This window comes from Chryseobacterium arthrosphaerae (genome assembly GCF_001684965.1).
GTDB classification, from domain to species: Bacteria; Bacteroidota; Bacteroidia; order Flavobacteriales; family Weeksellaceae; genus Chryseobacterium; species Chryseobacterium arthrosphaerae.
Genome location: NZ_MAYG01000001.1, coordinates 2,858,521 through 2,880,093, shown reverse-complemented (window position 1 = coordinate 2,880,093; position 21,573 = coordinate 2,858,521). Strand labels below are relative to the sequence as shown.

Here is a 21,573-nt window from a genome sequence, read left to right as displayed (position 1 = left end):
AAATTTTTAGTATATTTTTTCAAAAAGGCCACAAGTATTTCTTGTGGCCTTTTGTATATTTTGGATGAATGCGATTTATACGAGATAAAAATCATTCAGCTTTTCTTCGCAAAGTATTTTTACAACATCTATCCATCGGTCTTCATCGTTCAGACAAGGGATATAGTGAAAATTCTCACCGCCTCCATGCATAAACTGTTCTTTTCCTTCCTCAGAAATTTCTTCCAGGGTCTCAAGACAGTCCGAAACAAAAGCCGGACATACGATAGCAAGATTCTTGATTCCTTTTTTAGGAATGGTTTCCAGTGTTTCATCCGTATAAGGCTCAATCCATTTATCTTTTCCTAATCTTGACTGGAAAGAAACAATGGTCTTTTCTTTTGGAAGTCCCATCCTGGCAATCACAGCTTCCGTTGTTTTATAACATTGGTGTCTGTAGCAATATGCATTGTGGGTATCCACCTGGCTGTTGATACAGTTGGCATCATCAATTTTACAGGTATTGGAAGGATCGGTTTTGTAAAGATGTCTTTCCGGAACTCCGTGATAGGAAAACTGAAGAGCATCGAAATTTTCAGGAAGTTTTTCTTTAATGCTGTCTGCCAGGCAGTTGATGTAAATATCCCTGTTGTAGAAAGGCTGGATGTAATTGATCTTCACTTGCGGGAATTTCTTTTTCCTTACCTCCTCAGCTTTTTCAATGACAGTCTCCGTCGTACTCATCGCATATTGAGGGTATAAAGGGAAAAGAACGATTTCTGTAATTCCCTGGTCTACCAGTTTCTGAATACCGGTTTCAATGCTGGGTTGTGCATAACGCATCCCGATTTCTACCGGAACATCTACCAGTTTCTGAAGCTTTTTCTGAATCTTTTCTGTAATGACCACCAGTGGTGAGCCTTCATCTGTCCAGACTGTTTTGTAAGCTTCGGCAGATTTTGCAGGTCTTGTTTTCAGAATAATACCCTGAACAAGAAGTGCACGGAAGATCCAACGGTAATCAATTACCCTTTCATCCATCAAAAATTCATCAAGATATTCCTTTACATCGTTTACAGCAGTAGACCTCGGCGATCCGAGATTTACCAGTAAAATTCCTTTGTTATTCAATATTTTATATTTTAATTATAAAACAGAAGTTGTAAAATCTGTTACTAATTCTGATACTCTGGCAAAGGTATCACTTTCAACCGAGCCATCAGGCTCCAGTTTACCCTTTATTCCTTTTATTAAAAGCTGATGTTTATCATCAGTCTGAGCTCCCAGTGTTGTTAAAAGCAATAACAGTTCTTCATGGCCTTTCTCTCCATTGGCAGAAGCTGTAATCACAGCGACCGGTTTTTCGGAAAAAACTGTTGTGGAAACACACCATTCCAGCAAATTCTTCAACCTGCCGGGGATACTGAAGATATATTCAGGAGTGGAAAATATAATCCCTGCCGAATCATCAATGTCTTTTCTGATTTTAACGACTTCCTCCGGAATGTCAGAATCCGTCAATGCAGTATCAAAATGCGGAAGGACTGAAAGATCATCATACCTCTGAAAATCAATCCCGGGATAGTGTTTCAATACCTGTTCCATGAGTTTCTGATTGCTGGAGTTTCTGGTAGCACTTCCAATGATCACCAGAATTTTCTTTCCGGACTGCATTCTGACAACTGGTTTTATCCGTTTACGGCTTCCACTCTTTCAACCAAATCAGGAACGAATTGCTTTAAAATATTTTCAATTCCGTTCTTTAAAGTGGCCGTAGAGCTTGGGCAGCCTGAACATGCACCCTGTAAAAGCATTTTTGCCGTTTTATTCTCCTGATCATATTCCATAAGAGAAATCTTTCCGCCGTCATTTTCTACAGCTGGAGCTACATATTCATTTAAAATGTCAGAAATCTTCTGCTCATCCTCCGTATACTCTCTGTTAATGATTTTTTCAACCGGATTTTCATGTTTCTGAGGCTCAATTTTTGAGATTTCACCTCCGTTTTGAAGATATTCGGCAATAAGGGCACGAACGGTCATCATCACCTGGTGCCATTCTACAGAATTGTCTCTGGTAACGGCCACGAAATTATCAGAAATGAAAATTTCCGTTGCAAAATCAAATTCTTTGAAAATAGCCTGTGCCAAAGGAACCTCTTCAGCAGCTTCTTTCGATTTCACTTCCACAAAACCGTCCATCAGCAATTTACTTGAAACGAATTTCATTACATTAGGATTCGGGGTCATTTCAGCATAGATCTGATACATTTCTTTCTTCTTCTGAAGATAAATTCTCGGGTTGGCCAATAATTCATCCTCAATTACATTTTTCAGACTTTCTGCTACATGTTCCCATTCAATAGTATCCTGTTTGGCCACTGCTACAAAATTGGCAGTAATGAAAATTCTTTCCACAAACGGATAGTTGAAAAGTTCCTGTGCCAAAGGAATTTCTGAAATATCTGAGTTTCTGTCCAACTCTAAAGACCCCGGAATCAAGTTGTAATCTGCAACAAATTTCATCACTTTCGGGTTTTCGGTTGGTTCTATAAGTACGGTACGCATTTTTTCGTTAAATTTGAGATACAAAAATACGCATTAGAAGTCAGAAGCTGAAAATTGGGAGTTAGATTTTTGCTATCGCTGTAATTTAGAAGTTATATACCTGAATTCAGAAGACAGTAATCATTATTCTCAAATGGGCTTTTCAAATTTTCAAATTAAAACTATGGCACTTGTAAAAGAACTTTTAGGGAAAATACCACAGATCGGAGAGAATACTTTTTTAGCTGAAACCGCTACGATCATCGGAGATGTAGTAATGGGAAGAGATTGCAGCGTTTGGTATAATGCTGTCATCAGAGGAGATGTTCACTATATCAGAATGGGAGATAAGGTCAATGTGCAGGATAATGCAATGCTGCACTGTACTTATCAGAAACACCCGCTGAATATTGGGAATAATGTTTCTATCGGGCACAATGCGATTGTTCACGGATGTACGATCAAAGATAATGTACTGATCGGAATGGGAGCTATTGTCATGGATGATTGCCTGGTAGAAGAAAACTCTATTGTAGGAGCAGGCTCAGTAGTAACTCAGGGAACCCATATCAAATCCGGAGAAGTCTGGGGTGGTGTTCCTGCGAAAAAGATTAAAGATATCAATGCCCAGCTGTTAGAAGGTGAGGTAAACAGGATTGCAGACAATTATGTGAAATACTCGTCCTGGTATAAAGAGAATGTGAAGGATCATCAATTGTAGTCTGCTATTGGAAACCAATAAATAATCTATTCTTTGTAATGGTCCGTTTTTTACGGATTGATACTGATCGGAATATATAAAAGCTCTGTCCTGAGACAGAGCTTTTTTCGATTTGATATAAAACCTTTGTTTTGTTTTTATTTGTTGTCAGCTGTGATAAGCCTGATTTTTCCTTTAATACATTTCAGAGAGGTAGGAGGCAGGATAGCCATACAGTCTGATGCAATATTATATTTTTCATTAAAAACCCTTACTTTATCCGTATATTCATTCACTCTGGGTAAAAAAGTCTCTTCTATTTTTTTAGGATAGGCAATATATTGCTGAGGCCCGCCGCAGGCTTTTGTTCCCATGGGAGCAAATGTCCATTCGGTTGCATCTTTACATTCCAGCCCGCTCACTTCAGATTCAATAGATGCTTTTAATTTATCCAGCTGAGCCTGATCATATTTCTGACTGTCTTCATCAATGGGTCTGTCTGCAATATCAACCGGAAGATTCGTGTTGAGGTTTTTCGAGGTATTACAGGAAACCAACGTAAGTGTAGTAGATAATACTAAGACAGAAGTGTATGATAAAATTTTTTTCACGACAGACTTTTTTCTTTTTAAGAATTTTCAAAACTTATGCCAAGGTAAGAAATTCAATTGATTTCCGTATTTTTGACAACGATGAACAATCATTTTTTTGACTTATTAGAGTACACCAGCAGAAGCGTTTTTCTGACGGGGAAAGCCGGAACAGGGAAAACGACATTTCTTAACGACTTTGTAAAACGGACCAAAAAAAAGCATATTGTGGTAGCTCCTACAGGAATTGCTGCGATCAATGCGGGCGGGGTGACCATTCACTCTATGTTTGGCCTTCCGTTGAGAACCTTTCTTCCTACTACAGAAAGGATAGATACCAGTTTGGCCAATAATATTGCCGATCTGATGCCTCATTTTAAATATAGAAAAGATAAGCTCAAGCTTTTAAGAGAAGTTGAGATCATTATTATTGATGAGGTTTCCATGTTGAGAGCTGATGTGCTGGATATGATGGATTTTTCTTTACGGTTTATCAGGAGAAATAACCAAAGATTCGGAGGGGTGCAGATGCTGTTCATTGGTGACCTGTACCAGCTGCCGCCGGTGGTAAGGGATGAGCATATCCTGAAAATGTATTACAACTCACCGTTCTTTTTCGATAGTCATGCAATCAAAGATATTCCGGTGGTTACCATTGAGCTTACAAAAGTGTATCGCCAGTCTGATGAAGAATTCCTTGAGATCCTGAACGCCATTCGGGATGGTGATGTGGCCAATATCGATTTTGATCATCTTAATAAAAGATACGATCCTGATTTTGATATGGGAAAAGAATCCTATGTTTATCTGTGCTCTCACAATAAAATGGCAGATGAGATCAATCAGGAAAAATTAGCAGAGATCAAAGTGGATGCCCAAACTTATGAGGCGAAGCTTGTAGGAGACTTTAAAGAAAATCAGTTCCCGAATGAGCAGTTTCTCGAACTGAAGATCGGAGCACAGATCATGTTTATCAGAAATGATATTTCAGGAGAAAAGAAATATTTCAACGGGAAGCTGGGAGAAATCATAGGGCTGGATGAAAATGAAATCCGGGTAGCTCTTGACGGAAGTCAAAAAGAAATTATTGTAAAGAGGGAGACCTGGGAGCAGAAAAAATACTTTCTTGATACAGATAAGAACATTCAGGAAGAAGTACTGGGAAGTTTTGAGCAGTTCCCGATAAAACTGGCCTGGGCGGTTACAATCCATAAAAGCCAGGGTCTGACGTTTGACAGAGTGATCATTGATGCAGGAAAAAGTTTTACTGCAGGTCAGGTATATGTGGCTTTGTCCCGCTGCAGAACATTGGAAGGAATTGTTTTAAAATCAAAAATTACTCCTGAAGTTATTTTTAAAGATGACAGGATTCTGCATTTCCATACGGATACAGTAGCCAATGATCGTGTTGAAGCCATCCTGAACCAGGAAAAATATGATTACAGCATAAGAAAAGTACTTCGTACGGTAGACTGTCTCTGGTTTCTAAAAGAAGTCGAAGACTGGAATAACCTTTCGATCGTTACCAAAAACCTCGATCATGTCAAAACCAATCAGCTTTATCTTCAGCTAAAACATGAAGCGGTTAATCTCGGGAAAATCTTTGAAAAACTGGAACGGGTGATCTTTCAGAAAGTCAATAACTTTATTGAGCAGAAAGAAGAATGGTCGGAAATTGAAAGCAAATCAAAAGGAGCGGTTAATTTTTTCTTTACAGAAACCAGGAATAAGATCTTCGATCCTTTGAAAGAGTTTTATGCTGAGATCAAAGGAGCTAAAGGTTTAAAGCAATACAACGAAGAATTTAAAAGCTGGCTGGAAGATATCGAGGAATATTTAAATAATTTAAAAGACGTTCATCTTCTTGAAACAAAACTTTTAGATGAAAAAAATGATAAGGAAGTCAGTTTGAAAATTGCCAAAGTTCCTTCTCAGGTTCTGACGTTCCAGCTGTTTGAACAGGGAAAAACCATTGGCGAAATTGCATTGGAAAGAGGTCTGGTAAAAGAAACCGTCATCGGGCATCTTGCTAAATTTGCCGAGCAGGGATTGCTGGATATTTCAAGAGTCATTACCTCAGATAAGATCAAAGCTTTCGAAACAGAATTCTACAAAAATCCACATGAAACCTTAACAGAGTGGAAGAATGCGCTGCCAAGTAATTTTGAATTTAATGAGATCAGAATTCTGATCAACCACTATAACTATAAAAAAGAAAAGAATTCGTAACGGATTCTTTTCTTTTTATACGGAGGTTTCTTTAAGGATACATCGCATTGATGGTGTTGATATCTCCTGTTGTGAAGCCTGTTCTGTTGTAAGTAAAGGTTGTGTTGTTCGCTCTTTTAATCGTAGGCAGTCCGTTTTTAGAATAAGAATTAGGCCAGTACATCATTACTGAATTGATATTAAAAGGCCCTATATCCGTTCCTGAGCTGTAAATATTGAAATTATAGGCCTGCCCGTCCTGAATATTACCCCATTGGATGCTGAGATACTGATCCCTGTCTTTACGGCAATGCTCGTGATAAAGTCCAACAGTATGGCCCATTTCATGAATGACTGATCCCACAGAAATATACTGATCCAGGGAAATGTTCTGCTTACCTCCCTGATAGCCGATATGAGCCCATCCGTCTGATCCGGATGAACTTCCGAAAATAAATTCTACATAATTGCTCTGTGTGGTACGGGGAATCCATTGCGTATTGGTTTTGGAATTATATTCATTAACAGCGCTGGTGATTTTATTGGCGTTGATGGAACCCATATTGCCGGCAACGGTATAATAAATCTTACCTCCAGGCCATCTTGAAAAACTGGCACCGCCTTTATTGGCTGTTGCACCTTCTTCCAGCTGTTTATCCGAAAGAACAATATCACCCTGGAAAAAATTCAGTCCGTCTTTTTTGATATAAGTAACAGGCTGTCCGTTTAATTGCCCTTTTCTGACTTCTTCCTTCCGGGAAGACTGATCCGGGCTTGTCATCAGGTCGTCATTGCTTTTATCACAGGAAAATAAGAGAGCCGTCATAAGGCTCAGTCCCATTACTTTTACAGCCAATGCTTTGGAGTAAAAAAATACACTAGGTTTTGTTTTCATATTAATATTTTAAAATGGTTGGTTATACGAATTTAATAAATAATTCTCTTTTAAATGAATTAATCACACTGAAATGCTTATTCTGCTAATAAGTTTATAATTCATATGCGTATTGAGGTGGATTTACTGTTGTATGTTGAAATAAAAAGGTTTGGCCAATGACTGTGAGAGACTCTTATTATAGAAATTTTAATATTGACAATTAGCTCTTTTGAACTAAAGATTAGGGTAATATTGATAGTGGAAATATTGAGCAGACCGGAGATAATAAGAATTGGTAATCAAATGGTCAATTTGATCAACAAGAGCATTCATCTTTTTTATTCTTTCAATTTTATTTTGTCCCGGAGATTCAAAATCAATTTTATTTTCATCTTCAATGATTTGCCTTAAAGTCTACATATAAAGCTTTTTTTGTTTTGAAATATCATAAGGATCTTTATTATTCTCTTTTTCTTTATCCGTTGAACCCAAATAAATTAAATATTCGGCGTATCCAGGAATTCTGTTCTGCTGATGAACAAAATAGGTCCCTCCATACGCAACATAGCCAAATATTGAATTGATGTTTGAGAAAATGACAATAAGTTTCTTACGCTGTTCTGCATGTTTATCAATCCCATTTCGCTGCTTCAAAAAATAGGAATATAAAGTATAATAGTAATCCTGTCCCGCTTCACTTCCAAATTCTAAATTATTGCCAAAACAGAAATAAAGCCTGTCTGGGTTTTCAGGGAAATCATCAATAAATTCAGGATGATTATCTATCAATTCATTGAATTTTTTTTGGCTGTATTTAATGGTATCATCAGTTTCCGTCGTAATGACTACCGTATCCAGTTTTGTATAATACTTTGATTTTGGATTCTTTTTAGAAAGACTTTCCTCTGCATTTTTTGAATGACAACAGATTAAGCACTTTATAGAGATTAGTATAAGAATAAGTTTTTTCATGGTAGTGGTTATGATCAAATATATAAATGAAAAATGAATAACGAAATTGGATTTGAAAAACTTTCTCTGTTTTTTACTTATCTGTGGAAATTTATTGTAGAAATTTAACATTTATATATTTATCTCAGGAAATTTTGAGTGTTTATCCAATAGTTTTTCCCTGAATTAACCCATTGTTTTTATTAATTACAAAAAGTAACTAATGCAGTTTTTATGTTATAAATTTGTTTTTGATTTTAAAAAACAATTTAAAATTATAAAATCGGTAAAGACGGCTTCGTTCATCTTTAGAAAAATGAATATCTCATATGAAAAATTTTGAAATTTCTGTTTTAGATCTTGCCCCGGTGAAGCAGGATAAAAGCATTCATGATACTTTTCAGGACAGCTTATCATTAGCTAATCACACTGAAAATTTAAACTATAAAAGATTCTGGCTGGCAGAGCACCATAATATGGAAAGCATTGCCAGTTCTGCTACCTCAGTTTTGATTGGTTTCATTGCCAACGGAACTAAGACCATCAGAGTAGGTTCCGGAGGAATTATGCTTCCGAATCACAGTTCGCTGATCATCGCAGAGCAATTCGGTACACTGGAATCCCTGTTCCCGGGCAGAATTGACCTTGGACTGGGAAGAGCACCCGGTACAGATGGATTAACGGCCCAGGCTTTGGGAAGAAATCCTGCTATCATCAATGAGCAGTTCCCAAGACAGATTCTGGAACTTCAGAGATATTTTTCCAAAGAGAATGCAGATGCGATGGTTCGGGCTATTCCGGGAGAAGGCCTGGATATTCCGCTGTATATTTTAGGATCCAGTACAGATAGTGCCTGGCTGGCCGCTGAATTAGGATTGCCTTATGCTTTCGCAGGACATTTCGCTCCTGAGCAGATGGAAATGGCTTTTAAAATTTACAGGGAGCATTTCGAACCGTCAAAATATCTTGATCAACCTTATATTATTGCCTGTGTAAACGGTGTGGCAGCGGATACTTCTGAAGAGGCCCACAAAATTTCCACCACTTTATTCCAGGCATTCATCAATATCGTAAGAAATGACAGAAAACCTTTTGCCCCACCGGTAGATGATATGGATGAGATCTGGTCACCTATGGAAAAATCAATGGTTTTGCAGAAGCTGAGATATACCTTTATAGGAGATCAGGCTGAAGTTGAGCAGAAACTTAAAGATTTTCAGGAAAGATTTAATGTAGATGAGCTGATGATCAACTCACATATTTATGATCACCGGAAAAGACTGAGATCTTACGAGATTTTCAGGGAAGCTGTGAACTCTTTATCCGAAGCGTAATAAACCATTCATATTAATTGGCAGATGCTTATTTTTATGAGTATCTTTGCACAAATAAAAAGTAAAGATGTCTGATATTAAATTAAATACTATTCCGGAGGCCATCGAAGACCTTAGAAATGGGAAAATAATCATAGTAGTAGATGATGAAGACAGAGAGAACGAAGGAGATTTTCTTTGTGCGGCGGAACTGACAACGCCGGAAATTATCAATTTTATGGCACTCCACGGAAGAGGGCTGATCTGTATGCCGCTTCCTGAAAAAAGATGCGATGAGCTTGGGCTTGAAGTAATGGTAAGCAGAAGCAGCGATCCTAAAGAAACTGCTTTCACCGTGTCTGTTGACCTTTTGGGGAACGGAACTTCTACAGGTATTTCTGCAGGAGACAGAGCTAAAACTATTTTAGCATTGATGGATGAAAAATCCAAGCCTACAGATTTCATGAGACCTGGCCACATTTTCCCGCTTCGTGCAAGAAAAGGAGGCGTTCTGAAAAGAGCAGGACATACGGAAGCTGCCATTGATCTTACCCATTTGGCTGGTTTAAAAGAAGGCGGAGTGATCTGTGAGATCATGAATGAAGATGGTACGATGTCACGTTTGCCTGATCTTCAGGCTTTCGCGCAGAAACACGATATGAAAATCGTTTCTATTGAAGACCTGATCCATTATCAGCTTAAAAAAGGAAATCTGGTTGAAAGACTTGAAGAGAAAAAAGTGAAAACGCACTATGGTGAGTTTGATTTTTATGCTTTCAGAGAGACTTCCAATGATCAGATCCATTTTGCTTTGACAAAAGGAGCATGGACGGTAGATGAACCGGTCTTAGTAAGAGTGCAGTCTTCTGATTCGTATTTCGATGTATTGACAAGACTGAATAACGGCGAAAAACCTCTGCTGGAAAAAGTTACCAATATGGTGAATGAAGCAGGAAAAGGAGCGATCATCTTTATCAACAATGTTTCGAACTCTGAAAATACATTAAGAAAACTTCAGCAGTTCCTGAACTATCAGGATGGGCAGGAGCAGCATCCTACATTAGCCTATAACTACAGGGATTATGGTATCGGAACACAGATTTTAAAGAATCTGGGAATTAATAAATTTAAAGTAATTACTCAAAACCCAAATATCAAACCTCAGGTTGGAGGATATGATGTAGAGGTTACCGAGCTGGTACAGCTATAATATACAGTCAATTCAGGTTTACTTCCTGTACATGATTGTTTACCATTAAAAAAAGGTTTAGAATTTTTCTAAACCTTTTTTTTGAGAGTTCACGAAAGGATAAAAATCAAATATTTTCAAAACTTAAGTGTTTCATCTTTATCTTTTGCAGTTAAAACTGACAGGTATATTAATCTAATAAGCTGATTTCGTCAAAGTTTCTGAAACCGTTCAGGAAATCTTTCACATTCATTCTTTTTTTCCCTTCCAGCTGAAGTTCCTGTGGATAATAGACACCGTCTTCTGTATAGATTTTAAATTCATTCTTTGAAATCTCCAGCGTTGCAGAATGTTGGGCATGATCTGACAATTCAAATCTTCCGCCGAATATCTTTAGTCCTTTTTCCTCATTTCCTATTTTTAAAGTAGTGAAAGCAGCAGGATAGGGAGACATTCCAAGGATAAACTGATGAACGGTTTTCGAAGGGGCATTCCAATTGATCCTGGTATCTTCTTTAAATATTTTATAAGCATTTTTAGGTTCAGCAACCTGTGGCTGAGGCCTTTCTTCAATTGCATTTTCTGCAAGACCATCCAATGTCTTAACCACCAATTTAGCACCCATTTCCATCAGTCTGTCATGAAGGCTTCCTGCGTTTTCGTCCGGTAATATGGGCAGTTCTTCCTGAAGAAGGATATTTCCTTCGTCAATTTTTTCATTGATAAAGAATGTGGTTGCTCCGGTTTTTTCTTCTCCATTGATGACTGCGTAATTGATAGGAGCTGCTCCACGGTAATCCGGAAGTAAAGAGGCGTGAAGGTTGAATGTTCCCATTGCAGGCATTTCAAAAAGAACTTTAGGCATCATTCTGAATGCGACCACAACGAAAACATCGGCTTCCAACTTTCTGAGCTCTTCCAGAAACTCTGGATTTCTTAATTTTTCAGGTTGGAAAACAGGAATATTATTTTCGGATGCATATACTTTTACCGGTGACTGATGAATTTTCTGTCCCCGTCCGCTGGCTTTATCAGCAACAGTTACTACTCCTACTACATGATGGTGAGATTGGTGAATGGCTTCCAATGAAGTTTTGGAAAACTCAGGAGTCCCTAAAAAAACAACTTTCAATGATTTCATAATGCAAAGATAAGTTTTTGATTTGACGTAGAAAGATGGCTGAGCCAGAGAGTGAGAGGGTTTGAGGGCAGGAGTGTTTGAAAAGTGTATCTTGTGAATGAAAATATCAGGCTTCAATACCTGGTTGAGCTCTGCTTCTTATTACCCATTACTCATCACTCATCATTCATCATTCATCACTCATTACTCATGATTAAGCATATAAGTTCTGAAATTCAGCATTCTTACTTTCCCCGAATCCAAAAGGAAGATCAGGTTTTCCAGAATATTTTCTTTAGAATGATAACTCAGCTGTATAGAAAGTTCTTCGATAGTGGAAGGTTTTTTTGCCAACAGATTGATGATCTGCTGGGAAATATTCTTTCCGAAAATAGATTGTTTATTCTTTTCACAAACAGAGCAGTGGCCACAGTTTTTTGAGTTTTTTTCTCCAAAATAAGCGAGAATGAGCTTCATTTTGCAGTAACTGTTGTTCTCTGTATAAAACTTCATTTCTTCCCATTTCTGGATTTTATTTCTTTGAATATGCTCAAACAACTTCCAGTAAGCACTATGGACAGCTCTTTCATCACGGGGTTTCAGAAACTTTATACTAGACAGTGCACCGTCGATATATTCAAGATAATTTTTTTGCTGAAGTTCCTTCAGACGCTCTTTGATCAGGGGAGTGCTGACATTGATCTTATTGCTCACCTGCTGTTCACTGAACATCACTTTATGAGTGGTAAGTCCAGATACGGTACGAAATAAAAGCTCTATAAAATAAGCATCTTTCTGTGGCAGCTGATCTATTTCATCCGACTTAATGAACAGTTCCAACGAAGATAAACTCTTGTTGTCATTATAATAGATGATTTCCTGATTATGAAGGAAATTCAGGACATTACTGATTTTTGCCTTCGACAATCTTGTGAAATTCTGAATACCGTTGATGTTCAACTGGAAAGTTTTCTCCGGAAGCTCGAATTCTGCAACCTGGAAAATAGAGTAGAGATAACTGATTATTTTCAGAAATTCTGCCTTGTTGGGAATCTGATTTTTTAAGATCTGATCAAAATTCAATAGCTCCTGTTTATTCCAGAGCATAAACGCAAAACTTTCTTTTCCGTCTCTTCCGGATCTTCCGATCTCCTGATAATAATTTTCCAGGGAGGCAGCAGGAGAATAGTGAATAACGAAACGTACATTGTCTTTGTCAATTCCCATTCCAAAAGCATTGGTTGAGATCAGAACGTGATTGTCGCTGTTATTCCAGAGATTTTGTTTTGCATTTTTCTCTTTAGTGGTCAGTCCGGCATGGAAATAATCCACATTTTTCAGCTGATTTTTTTTCAGAAATTCTGACAGCTGTTCCGCTTCTTTCCGGGTTCTCACATATACAATTCCGGAGTCGTTATTATATTTTAAAATATCGAAAACACGTTGGAATTTATCAGAAACTTCTTCTGTGAAAATTCTGATATTGTTTCTTTTAAAACTTTTCTGAAAAACAGATGGATTTCTCAGCTCCAGTTTGTTTTTAATCTCATCCAATACTTTGGGAGTTGCGGTTGCCGTCAGAGCCAGACAAGGAATTTCAGGATTATTACTTCTGAACCCTTTGATATTCTGATAACTCGGACGGAAATCCTGCCCCCACTCTGAGATACAGTGGGCTTCATCTACTGCTATAAACGAGAGCTGAATATCTTGTATGTTCTGAAGAAACTGAGTATTGGTCAATCTTTCAGGAGAAATATAAAGTAATTTTGTGAGTCCTTCCTTGCAGCGGTTATAAATATCTTCGGCATCATATTCATCAAGTTCGGAAGATAGATATTCTGCTTCTATGCCTCTGAACTTAAGCTGGTTTACCTGATCTTTCATGAGAGCCAGCAGGGGAGAGACTACCAGACAGGTTCCTTCTTTCAACAAGGCCGGTAGCTGATAGCATAATGATTTTCCTGCCCCTGTAGGTAACAGGACCAATGTATCTTTTTCTTTGATGACAGCATCGATGATTTCTTCCTGAGAATCCCTGAAGCCGGTATAGCCCCAGAAATACTTAAGAGTATCATATTTTAGTTTTTGAAAATCCTGTGGAGAAATCATGTTGTAAAAATAAGGAAAGTATGACAACAAAAAAAGCCACGCAGTGCGTGACTTTCATATAATAAATTAATAAGTTTATTATTTAGCTTCGAAGTATACTCTTCTGTTTGCTCTGTTTTTCCATTCAGGACATTTTGTTGCCGGTTCACACTCAGGGTATTTAAGGTCTTTTTCACCTTTACCGATAGCGTTGATTTTACCAGACTGAACCCCGTTTTTGATCAGATAGTTCTTAACGTTGTTGGCTCTTCTTTCAGATAGTTTCTGGTTGTATGCATCAGTACCTCTTGTATCAGTGGCACCGATTACGCTGTAAGAACCATTTGAAGAATTGATATAGTTTACAGCATTGTTCAGGATTGGAGTATTTGAAGGTAAGATTCTGTCAGAATTTAAGTCAAACTCAATTCCTTCCAGTTTAGTTTCTGTTTCTACTACTGGTCCTGTTGTAGCTACCGGGCATCCGTTGTTTTCAACAGGTCCTGGTACTGTTACACACTTGTCGTAAAGGTCAATTACGCCATCAAGGTCTGTGTCAAGAGCAACTCCGGCACCATCCACTCTTGCACCTGCAGGAGTATCAAGCTGTCTGTCCCAATCGTCACACACTCCGTCGTTATCAGCATCTCCTTTCTTACATACTTCGATATCCTGGTTTTTGTTAGCCAGTACATCCAGTTTGTAATAGATTTCCTGTAACGGGTCATGCCACATTAAGTGAGACTCATGTTTTCCTAATTTTAAGGAAAGACCTAAAGTTGCGTTGAAGAAGTTGTCAGAAACCTGCTCAGAACGTTTATTGACAGCACTGTACGCATCACCGCCTCCGTCGAATTCATCGTCACCGGTTACAACATACATCAATCTACCTTCAATGTCGATTCTTCTGTTGACTTTAAATTTCAAACCGGCACCAGCCTGCATGAATAATGAACCTAATTGGAAAGGTTTTATTTCAGTCATTAACTGCTGACCCTGGCTTGTTTTCTGATAAGCTCTGTAAGCGATAGTACCAATACCTGCATAACCGTGAAGTGCCCATCTGTAAGGAGAATGGTTATCAACTCTTCTTAACAGATTAGAAAAGTTAACATCCCCTAATAAAGAGATGGCATCATACTGAGTTCTACCAGCTACTGCAGAAGCATCAGGTGCTGCATCTTTGGTATTGAACCATCCTTGTCTGGTTTCACCTCTGTCATATTGTAAATTGATTCCGAAAGCATGGGTAATTGCTTTATCAATACTTACATAAGCAGAATATCCGAAAAGGTTTTTACCGTTACCATTTTTGATAGACGTTAAATCTGCAGACTGAAGAAGTGGAACACCAACCCCGGCAGAAATTGACCAATCGTTAAATCTCTTGGATTGATTGGTGAATGGGGAAACATTGGCAGACCCAGAAGAAAATGTATTGGGATACGCTCCATTTGAAACTGCCGTTGAGTCTTGTGCATAGCTGGCAGTAGGAATAGCCAAAGCTAAAGCAACAATTGCTAAACTTAATTTCATAGTGTTATTTTTTTTAGTTAAGTTATTTTAAATGATTTTTTACGTTAAAAAGTGATTTTTGTATAATATTTTTCAAAACAATAGTTCTGATATTCAATTTAATCAATACGTATTGCCCTGAAAATGATATAAAGGTATGTAAAAAATTTCGTAGTAGAAAAAAAATAAACCGAAAAGACAAATTCTTTCCGGTTTAAAGGGTTATATTGATTATTTTTTCTTTTTCTTAGCCGGTCCTTTTTTTACCGTTTTTTTCACAGGAGCATCTTCATAATCTTTCTTTTGGATCGCATCCCATTGTGAACTTTCTATGAACTTTACAGTAACTTTTCTGTCTGCCATTCTTTCCGCATCAGAAGCTGAAGCCGGGATAGTAGCCTCTGCAGAACCTACCCCTCTTGATTTCAGTACATTTTCACTGACTCCTCTGTTTTCTAAAGCGCCTACTACAGCGGCCGCTCTTTCTTTAGAGAGTCTAAGATTGTAAGCTGCATTTCCTTTGATGTCGGTATGTCCTGTAAGCAGATAGTTTCCTCCATTTTCCTTGATGATGGAAGCTGCAAGATCAAGCTTACTGTTAGATTCAGGTCTGATCGTAGCTTTGTTGAAGTTAAAGTAGATATCTTTAAGAGTTTTCTCTACTTCTACTGCAGTCTGATTATTATCTTTTTTCTCTACCGGGCATCCGTTGTTTTCAACAGGTCCTGGTACTGTTACACATTTGTCGTAAAGGTCAATTACGCCATCAAGGTCTGTGTCAAGAGCAACTCCGGCACCATCCACTCTTGCACCTGCAGGAGTATCAAGCTGTCTGTCCCAATCGTCACACACTCCGTCGTTATCAGCATCTCCTTTCTTACATACTTCGATATCCTGGTTTTTGTTAGCCAGTACATCCAGTTTGTAATAGATTTCCTGTAACGGGTCATGCCACATTAAGTGAGACTCATGTTTTCCTAATTTTAAGGAAAGACCTAAAGTTGCGTTGAAGAAGTTGTCAGAAACCTGCTCAGAACGTTTATTGACAGCACTGTACGCATCACCGCCTCCGTCGAATTCATCGTCACCGGTTACAACATACATCAATCTACCTTCAATGTCGATTCTTCTGTTGACTTTAAATTTCAAACCGGCACCAGCCTGCATGAATAATGAACCTAATTGGAAAGGTTTTATTTCAGTCATTAACTGCTGACCCTGGCTTGTTTTCTGATAAGCTCTGTAAGCGATAGTACCAATACCTGCATAACCGTGAAGTGCCCATCTGTAAGGAGAATGGTTATCAACTCTTCTTAACAGATTAGAAAAGTTAACATCCCCTAATAAAGAGATGGCATCATACTGAGTTCTACCAGCTATTGCAGAAGCATCAGGTGCTGCATCTTTGGTATTGAACCATCCCTGTCTGGTTTCACCTCTGTCATATTGTAAATTGATTCCGAAAGCATGGGTAATTGCTTTATCAATACTTATATATGCAGAATATCCGAAAAGATTTTTACCGTTACCATTTTTGATAGACGTTAAATCTGCTGACTGAAGAAGCGGAACACCAGCTCCTACTGATACAGACCAGTCATTAAATCTCTTGGATTGATTGGTGAATGGGGAAACATTGGCAGATCCTGATGAGAATGTATTGGGATATCCTCCGGTGGAAACTGCCGTTGAGTCTTGTGCATAACTTAAGGCAGGGAAAGCCAAAGTTAAAGCAACAATTGCTAAACTTAATTTCATCGTGTATTATTATTTGATTTTTTTTCTTAAAGAAAATGAGTGGTATTATTTCACCGGACATCCGTTGTTTTCAACAGGTCCAGGTACTGTTACACATTTATCATAAAGGTCAATAACACCGTCAAGGTCCATATCCAAAGCAACTCCGGCTCCGTCTACTCTTGCTCCTGCAGGAGTATCAAGCTGTCTGTCCCAGTCATCACATACTCCGTCATTATCTGCATCACCTTTTTCGCAAACCACAAAATCAGTTGAGGCATTTTCTAAGACGTTTGTTCTGTAATATGCTTCCTGAAGCGGATCATGCCATGCCAGGTGAGAAGGGTGTTTTCCTAATTTGAAAGATAACCCTAAACTTACTGTCCATGCATTGTCTGATCTTCTTGCGTTCAGCATATTGTATTTTGAACCTGGGGTAGAAGTGTCATAATCGTTAGGATCTGCCCATCCGCCACCATCAAATTCATCATCACCACTGATGATGTACATGGTTCTTGCTTCAATGTCAATAAGTTTGGAAACATTGTATTTGATCCCTATACCTCCCTGATAGAAGATAGAGTTGATATCAATGTCCTGCTTAATGAATAAAGGAGTTCTTCTTGGAACGTTACTCCATCTGAATTGATCATTATCATGCAATGAAGTTCTGAATCCCTGCACACCGATACCCATATATCCGTGGAAAGCCCATCTGTATGGAGAGTGGTTATCAACTCTTCTGAAAAGGTTCGAGAAATTGATATCTCCCAATAAAGATATATTATCGAATTGTGTGGTAGCAGTAGCAATTCCTGATGTCTGACCTGCAGCGCCTGGAAGTTGTGCCGTCTGTTTTGTTTCTCCTCGCATATACATTACGCTTAAAGCGAATGCATGTGTGATCTGCTTATCTACACTTACGTAAGCATTATATCCCCAGTTGGTCTTATCTTTACGAATAGACTTCAGGTCAGAATGTACCATAAATGCAGGACCTCCTCCAACAGAAATAGACCAGTCTCTGAAGCGTCTGGATTTGTTGTCGAAAGTTTGTACGTTAGCTGATCCCGATGAGAATGTGTTAGGATACTCGGTAGAAGAGTTTACTGTAGTGCTGCTGTTCTGTGCGAAAGCGGCAATCGGCAATGTTGTAGCCAATAATAATAAACCTAATTTCATACAATATGTTTTATGTTTTATATAAAATCCTTTAATAATACTCTGGAAAAATCCCTTTCAAAAAGATGCTTTTTATGAGGGATTTCTAATCTTTCTGATATAAAATTTAATTCATTATACTTAATGATATCAATATCTATAATCCTGTCAGTATAACCTCCGGATACCTTTGAATCATTAATTCTTCCCATTTCAACTTCAATATTCTTAATACAATCAAGCAGTTGAATTGGTGAAAGATGCGTGAATATTATTGTTGCAATATTACAAAAAATATTGGAACTGGCAAATTCTACGGGATCAGACATTAAATATTCGCTGGTTTGTGATATTTTGTTTCCGGCATCACGTATTTTCTGTAATGCAAGGTCAATATTTTTTTTTTGCTCTCCGAGGTTACTTCCTAGTAACAAAACTACCTTTTGCTGCGACATATTGGAAAATTGATTGATTTATGAGAAGCTTTTTTAAAAATGTTTTAGCAAATATAGTAGCAATACTCCTACTTTGCGCTGTTTTTTTCATCTTTTTCATTATGATGCTTGTGTTTAGTTCTATGGGGAATGAAAAGTCTGTGGTGGTAAAAAAGAATTCGGTTCTTACGATTAATTTAAAGACAAATATCATAGACAGCCCTACCGAGGAGGAAATGGGACTGTTTAATATAGGCAGTCAGAACAAAAATGTTCTTCTGTATGATGTCCTGGAAGCAATTAACAAAGCGAAAACCGATGATAATATTAAAGGGATAAGTATTGAAGCTGATGATCTGAATGCAGGTCTTACTCAGATTGATGACCTTAGAAATGCTATTGAAGATTTCAAAAAAAGCGGAAAATTTGTGTATGCTTACGGAAACGGTGTATCTCAGTCTGCATACTATCTGGGATCAGTAGCTGACCAGTATTATCTGCACCCTGCAGGAGGTATCGAACTGAAGGGACTTTCTACTGAGGTTACATTTTTTAAGGATTTTGCTGATAAATACGGAATCGGGATTGAAGTGATCCGTCACGGTAAATTCAAATCGGCTGTAGAACCTTTTTTAAGAAATGATATTTCTCCTGAAAATAAAGAGCAGTTGAGTACGCTCTTGAATGACCTTTGGAAAAATACCTCTTATAAGATGGCTGCTTCAAGAAAGATTGATACTGCTCAGTTCAGAACAATTGTTGACAGTTTATACGGAATGATTCCTGAACAGGGATTGAAATATAAACTTGCGGATAAGCTGATCCAGAAGTCCGAATACGAAAATCTTCTTAAGACTAAATTAAGCCTGAAGGATAAAGAGAAACTGAATAAAATTTCATTGGCTAATTATATCAGTTCTTATGCTGATGATGATAAATCCGGTGAAAAAGTGGCAGTGCTGTATGCTTCCGGATCTATTAATAACGGAGACGGCTATAATGATATTCACGCAGAGAAGTATGTGAAATACATCAAGAAGCTTCAGGAAGATGATAAAGTGAAGGCTGTGATCTTCAGGATCAATTCTCCGGGTGGAAGTGCCAATGCTTCAGATGAGATCTTATTTGAATTGCAGCAACTGAAAAAGAAAAAGCCTTTGGTTGTTTCTTTCGGTGATTATGCAGCGTCAGGAGGATATTATGTGGCTATGGCAGCTGATAAAATTTATTCAGAACCTAATACGCTTACCGGTTCCATAGGAGTTTTCGGAGTATTGCCTTATTATAAGGATATTGCCAACAAAAACGGAATCCGTGCAGATGTGGTGGCTACCAATGCCAATTCTATGTATTATTCAGGATTGAACGGGGTGACACCTTATGGAGTGAATATGATGACGAGAAGTGTGGAGGGAACGTATAAAAGGTTTGTACACTTCGTTACTCAAAACAGAAAGCAAACTTTCGAGCAGATTGATAGTGTAGGAGGCGGTAGAGTATGGAGCGGAGTCCGTGCCAAGCAGATTGGTCTGGTGGATGAACTGGGAACATTGAATGACGCAGTAAAGTTTGCCGCTCAGAAAGCAGGATTGAAATCTTACCACGTAGAAGGTTATCCTAAGAAAATGTCGCCGTTTGAGCAGCTGTTCAAAGATCTGAATGAAGAGGATGTTTCTGCGAGAATCATTAAAAATAAAATTGGAAAATCCAATTATGAGATCTTACAACAGATCACAGATAAGAAACTGCAGGCTGAAGTAAAAATGGAAATGCCTTACCAGATCAGAATCAACAACTAACTAAATTTATATATTGTACACAGAAATCCCGGGTCTGAATTGAGATCCGGGATTTTATTTTTTTTAAGCGTTGCTATATCAGCTTTTCCTTGTTGCCATTCCGTAAATCCAGAGGACAATGAGTGACCCTCCGATGGCAAGCAGCATACTTCTGAAGTCGAAACTGTCAACTGTTCCCCAGCCGATTAAATTTCCTACAAATCCTCCGACAAATGCTCCTACGATTCCCAGGATAATTGTCATGAGCCATCCGCCTCCCTGAGTACCCGGCATTATTAATTTTGCAATAGCTCCTGCGATAAGACCAAATATGATCCAGGTTAAAATTCCCATAGTTTCAAATTTTTTAATTGTTAATATTTAAAAGTGATTTGTTTGCTAAACAAGGGAAAATATGATATAAATCATCTTTTCTTGAAGAATGAGTCTACAAATTCCGTACCATTAAAAAGTTGTAAGTCCTGCATTTTCTCGCCAACGCCTATATATTTTACAGGAATCTGAAACTGATCAGAGATCCCGATAACAACACCTCCTTTTGCTGTTCCGTCCAGTTTGGTTACGGCCAGGGCATTCACTTCCGTAGCGGCTGTAAACTGCTTGGCCTGTTCAAAAGCATTCTGCCCTGTAGAACCGTCAAGAACCAATAGAATCTCATGCGGTGCATCAGGAATTACCTTCTGCATCACTCTCTTGATCTTGGAAAGCTCATTCATCAGGTTTATTTTGTTATGCAGCCTTCCTGCCGTATCAATAATCACAACATCTGCATTTTGAGCTACAGCACTTTGTACAGTGTCAAATGCAACCGATGCGGGATCAGAGCCCATTCCCTGTTTTACGATGGGAACGTCAACCCTTTCACTCCAGATGGTAAGCTGGTCAACTGCCGCAGCCCTGAAGGTGTCAGCTGCTCCCAGAACAACTTTTTTGCCTTCTGATTTAAACTGATGGGCCAGTTTTCCGATCGTGGTGGTCTTTCCAACTCCGTTTACCCCTACTACCATGATAACATAAGGCTTTTTGGACGTATCAATATTTCCTGTACCGGCATGAGGGTTTTCCAGCAATAATCCTGAAATCTCTTCACGAAGAATCGTATCCAGCTCGTTTACCCCTACATATTTGTCTCTGGCAACACGCTCTTCAATTCTTTCTATGATTTTGATTGTGGTAGAGGCTCCTACATCAGATGCAATCAGAACTTCTTCCAGATCATCCAGGACTTCATCATCTACTTTACTTTTGCCGACTACGGCTTTCGTCATTTTTTCAAAGAATCCCTGGCTGGATTTTTCCAATCCTTTATCTAAGGTTTCTTTTTCTTCCTTTTTGAAAATATTTTTAAACCAACTCATAGTTT

Annotated in this window: 19 protein-coding genes; 5 read left to right on the top strand and 14 right to left on the bottom strand. The window is 38.2% G+C overall.

The window, feature by feature from the left end; all coding sequences use genetic code 11:
* Positions 1-75: 75 nt before the first annotated feature.
* Genes hemH through BBI00_RS12970 form a run of 3 tightly spaced genes read right to left on the bottom strand, consistent with a single transcriptional unit; the run spans position 76 to position 2,546 of the window.
* On the bottom strand, positions 76-1,110 hold the full coding sequence (gene hemH / locus BBI00_RS12980; protein WP_065399161.1) for a ferrochelatase: 1,035 nt from the start codon (positions 1,108-1,110) through the stop codon (positions 76-78).
* A gap of 15 nt (positions 1,111-1,125) precedes the next feature.
* A complete protein-coding gene (locus BBI00_RS12975) occupies positions 1,126-1,653 on the bottom strand; it encodes an NADPH-dependent FMN reductase (protein ID WP_065399160.1) in 528 nt (175 codons plus the stop codon).
* Positions 1,654-1,667: 14 nt separating this feature from the next.
* Positions 1,668-2,546, bottom strand: coding sequence for a NifU family protein (locus tag BBI00_RS12970; protein ID WP_065399159.1), 879 nt, complete (start codon positions 2,544-2,546; stop codon positions 1,668-1,670).
* A 163-nt stretch (positions 2,547-2,709) separates the two neighbouring features.
* Here BBI00_RS12970 and BBI00_RS12965 point away from each other — a divergent pair, with 163 nt between their 5' ends.
* Positions 2,710-3,246 (top strand): gamma carbonic anhydrase family protein, encoded by a 537-nt coding sequence (locus tag BBI00_RS12965; RefSeq protein ID WP_065399158.1) that lies wholly within the window; start codon positions 2,710-2,712, stop codon positions 3,244-3,246.
* Between the two features lie 137 nt (positions 3,247-3,383).
* On the opposite strand, the gene BBI00_RS12960 is transcribed toward BBI00_RS12965, so the two are convergent.
* Positions 3,384-3,836 (bottom strand): hypothetical protein, encoded by a 453-nt coding sequence (locus BBI00_RS12960; RefSeq protein ID WP_065399157.1) that lies wholly within the window; start codon positions 3,834-3,836, stop codon positions 3,384-3,386.
* An 81-nt stretch (positions 3,837-3,917) separates the two neighbouring features.
* Between BBI00_RS12960 and BBI00_RS12955 the strand changes: the two genes are divergently transcribed.
* On the top strand, positions 3,918-6,044 hold the full coding sequence (locus BBI00_RS12955) for a helix-turn-helix domain-containing protein (RefSeq protein ID WP_065399156.1): 2,127 nt from the start codon (positions 3,918-3,920) through the stop codon (positions 6,042-6,044).
* 31 nt (positions 6,045-6,075) lie between these two features.
* Here BBI00_RS12955 and BBI00_RS12950 read toward each other — a convergent pair whose 3' ends face one another.
* Both BBI00_RS12950 and BBI00_RS12945 read right to left on the bottom strand, forming a co-directional pair.
* Positions 6,076-6,918, bottom strand: coding sequence for a M12 family metallopeptidase (locus BBI00_RS12950; protein ID WP_065399155.1), 843 nt, complete (start codon positions 6,916-6,918; stop codon positions 6,076-6,078).
* A gap of 396 nt (positions 6,919-7,314) precedes the next feature.
* The gene (locus tag BBI00_RS12945; RefSeq protein ID WP_123902271.1) at positions 7,315-7,872 is read right to left on the bottom strand and encodes a hypothetical protein; all 558 of its coding nucleotides are present in this window, start codon (positions 7,870-7,872) and stop codon (positions 7,315-7,317) included.
* 308 nt (positions 7,873-8,180) lie between these two features.
* Here BBI00_RS12945 and BBI00_RS12940 point away from each other — a divergent pair, with 308 nt between their 5' ends.
* Positions 8,181-9,185, top strand: coding sequence for an LLM class flavin-dependent oxidoreductase (locus tag BBI00_RS12940; protein WP_065399153.1), 1,005 nt, complete (start codon positions 8,181-8,183; stop codon positions 9,183-9,185).
* A 67-nt stretch (positions 9,186-9,252) separates the two neighbouring features.
* Positions 9,253-10,374 carry a 3,4-dihydroxy-2-butanone-4-phosphate synthase gene (gene ribB / locus BBI00_RS12935; RefSeq protein ID WP_065399152.1) on the top strand — a complete coding sequence of 374 codons (1,122 nt, stop codon included), beginning with the start codon at positions 9,253-9,255 and terminating at the stop codon, positions 10,372-10,374.
* A 169-nt stretch (positions 10,375-10,543) separates the two neighbouring features.
* On the opposite strand, the gene fmt is transcribed toward ribB, so the two are convergent.
* The 6 genes from fmt to folK all read right to left on the bottom strand — a co-directional run bounded on the left by fmt (position 10,544) and on the right by folK (position 18,432).
* Positions 10,544-11,494, bottom strand: coding sequence for a methionyl-tRNA formyltransferase (gene fmt / locus BBI00_RS12930; RefSeq protein ID WP_065399151.1), 951 nt, complete (start codon positions 11,492-11,494; stop codon positions 10,544-10,546).
* A 183-nt stretch (positions 11,495-11,677) separates the two neighbouring features.
* Entirely contained in the window at positions 11,678-13,585 is a 1,908-nt protein-coding gene (locus BBI00_RS12925; protein WP_065399150.1) for a RecQ family ATP-dependent DNA helicase, read from the bottom strand.
* A 78-nt stretch (positions 13,586-13,663) separates the two neighbouring features.
* On the bottom strand, positions 13,664-15,100 hold the full coding sequence (locus BBI00_RS12920) for an OmpA family protein (protein ID WP_065399149.1): 1,437 nt from the start codon (positions 15,098-15,100) through the stop codon (positions 13,664-13,666).
* 210 nt (positions 15,101-15,310) lie between these two features.
* Positions 15,311-16,837, bottom strand: coding sequence for an OmpA family protein (locus BBI00_RS12915; RefSeq protein ID WP_065399148.1), 1,527 nt, complete (start codon positions 16,835-16,837; stop codon positions 15,311-15,313).
* Positions 16,838-16,882: 45 nt separating this feature from the next.
* Complete coding sequence (locus BBI00_RS12910) at positions 16,883-17,998, bottom strand: flagellar motor protein MotB (protein ID WP_065399147.1); 1,116 nt, start codon at positions 17,996-17,998, stop codon at positions 16,883-16,885.
* Between the two features lie 17 nt (positions 17,999-18,015).
* The gene (gene folK / locus BBI00_RS12905; protein ID WP_065399146.1) at positions 18,016-18,432 is read right to left on the bottom strand and encodes a 2-amino-4-hydroxy-6-hydroxymethyldihydropteridine diphosphokinase; all 417 of its coding nucleotides are present in this window, start codon (positions 18,430-18,432) and stop codon (positions 18,016-18,018) included.
* A 20-nt stretch (positions 18,433-18,452) separates the two neighbouring features.
* On the opposite strand from folK, the gene sppA reads away from it, so the two are divergent.
* On the top strand, positions 18,453-20,210 hold the full coding sequence (sppA, locus tag BBI00_RS12900) for a signal peptide peptidase SppA (protein ID WP_065399145.1): 1,758 nt from the start codon (positions 18,453-18,455) through the stop codon (positions 20,208-20,210).
* Positions 20,211-20,288: 78 nt separating this feature from the next.
* Here the strand turns inward: sppA and BBI00_RS12895 are convergent, their stop codons facing one another.
* Positions 20,289-20,543 (bottom strand): GlsB/YeaQ/YmgE family stress response membrane protein, encoded by a 255-nt coding sequence (locus tag BBI00_RS12895; RefSeq protein WP_065399144.1) that lies wholly within the window; start codon positions 20,541-20,543, stop codon positions 20,289-20,291.
* A gap of 71 nt (positions 20,544-20,614) precedes the next feature.
* Complete coding sequence (ftsY, locus tag BBI00_RS12890) at positions 20,615-21,568, bottom strand: signal recognition particle-docking protein FtsY (RefSeq protein WP_065399143.1); 954 nt, start codon at positions 21,566-21,568, stop codon at positions 20,615-20,617.
* Between the last annotated feature and the right edge of the window lie 5 nt (positions 21,569-21,573).

Coding starts and splice junctions, on each gene's coding strand:
- BBI00_RS12975 (WP_065399160.1), bottom strand. CDS start 1,653: ATGCAGTCCGGAAAGAAAATTCTGGTGATCATTGGAAGTGCTACCAGA.
- BBI00_RS12970 (WP_065399159.1), bottom strand. CDS start 2,546: ATGCGTACCGTACTTATAGAACCAACCGAAAACCCGAAAGTGATGAAA.
- BBI00_RS12965 (WP_065399158.1), top strand. CDS start 2,710: ATGGCACTTGTAAAAGAACTTTTAGGGAAAATACCACAGATCGGAGAG.
- BBI00_RS12955 (WP_065399156.1), top strand. CDS start 3,918: ATGAACAATCATTTTTTTGACTTATTAGAGTACACCAGCAGAAGCGTT.
- BBI00_RS12950 (WP_065399155.1), bottom strand. CDS start 6,918: ATGAAAACAAAACCTAGTGTATTTTTTTACTCCAAAGCATTGGCTGTA.
- BBI00_RS12945 (WP_123902271.1), bottom strand. CDS start 7,872: ATGAAAAAACTTATTCTTATACTAATCTCTATAAAGTGCTTAATCTGT.
- BBI00_RS12940 (WP_065399153.1), top strand. CDS start 8,181: ATGAAAAATTTTGAAATTTCTGTTTTAGATCTTGCCCCGGTGAAGCAG.
- ribB (WP_065399152.1), top strand. CDS start 9,253: ATGTCTGATATTAAATTAAATACTATTCCGGAGGCCATCGAAGACCTT.
- fmt (WP_065399151.1), bottom strand. CDS start 11,494: ATGAAATCATTGAAAGTTGTTTTTTTAGGGACTCCTGAGTTTTCCAAA.
- BBI00_RS12925 (WP_065399150.1), bottom strand. CDS start 13,585: ATGATTTCTCCACAGGATTTTCAAAAACTAAAATATGATACTCTTAAG.
- BBI00_RS12920 (WP_065399149.1), bottom strand. CDS start 15,100: ATGAAATTAAGTTTAGCAATTGTTGCTTTAGCTTTGGCTATTCCTACT.
- BBI00_RS12915 (WP_065399148.1), bottom strand. CDS start 16,837: ATGAAATTAAGTTTAGCAATTGTTGCTTTAACTTTGGCTTTCCCTGCC.
- BBI00_RS12910 (WP_065399147.1), bottom strand. CDS start 17,998: ATGAAATTAGGTTTATTATTATTGGCTACAACATTGCCGATTGCCGCT.
- folK (WP_065399146.1), bottom strand. CDS start 18,432: ATGTCGCAGCAAAAGGTAGTTTTGTTACTAGGAAGTAACCTCGGAGAG.
- sppA (WP_065399145.1), top strand. CDS start 18,453: ATGAGAAGCTTTTTTAAAAATGTTTTAGCAAATATAGTAGCAATACTC.
- BBI00_RS12895 (WP_065399144.1), bottom strand. CDS start 20,543: ATGGGAATTTTAACCTGGATCATATTTGGTCTTATCGCAGGAGCTATT.
- ftsY (WP_065399143.1), bottom strand. CDS start 21,568: ATGAGTTGGTTTAAAAATATTTTCAAAAAGGAAGAAAAAGAAACCTTA.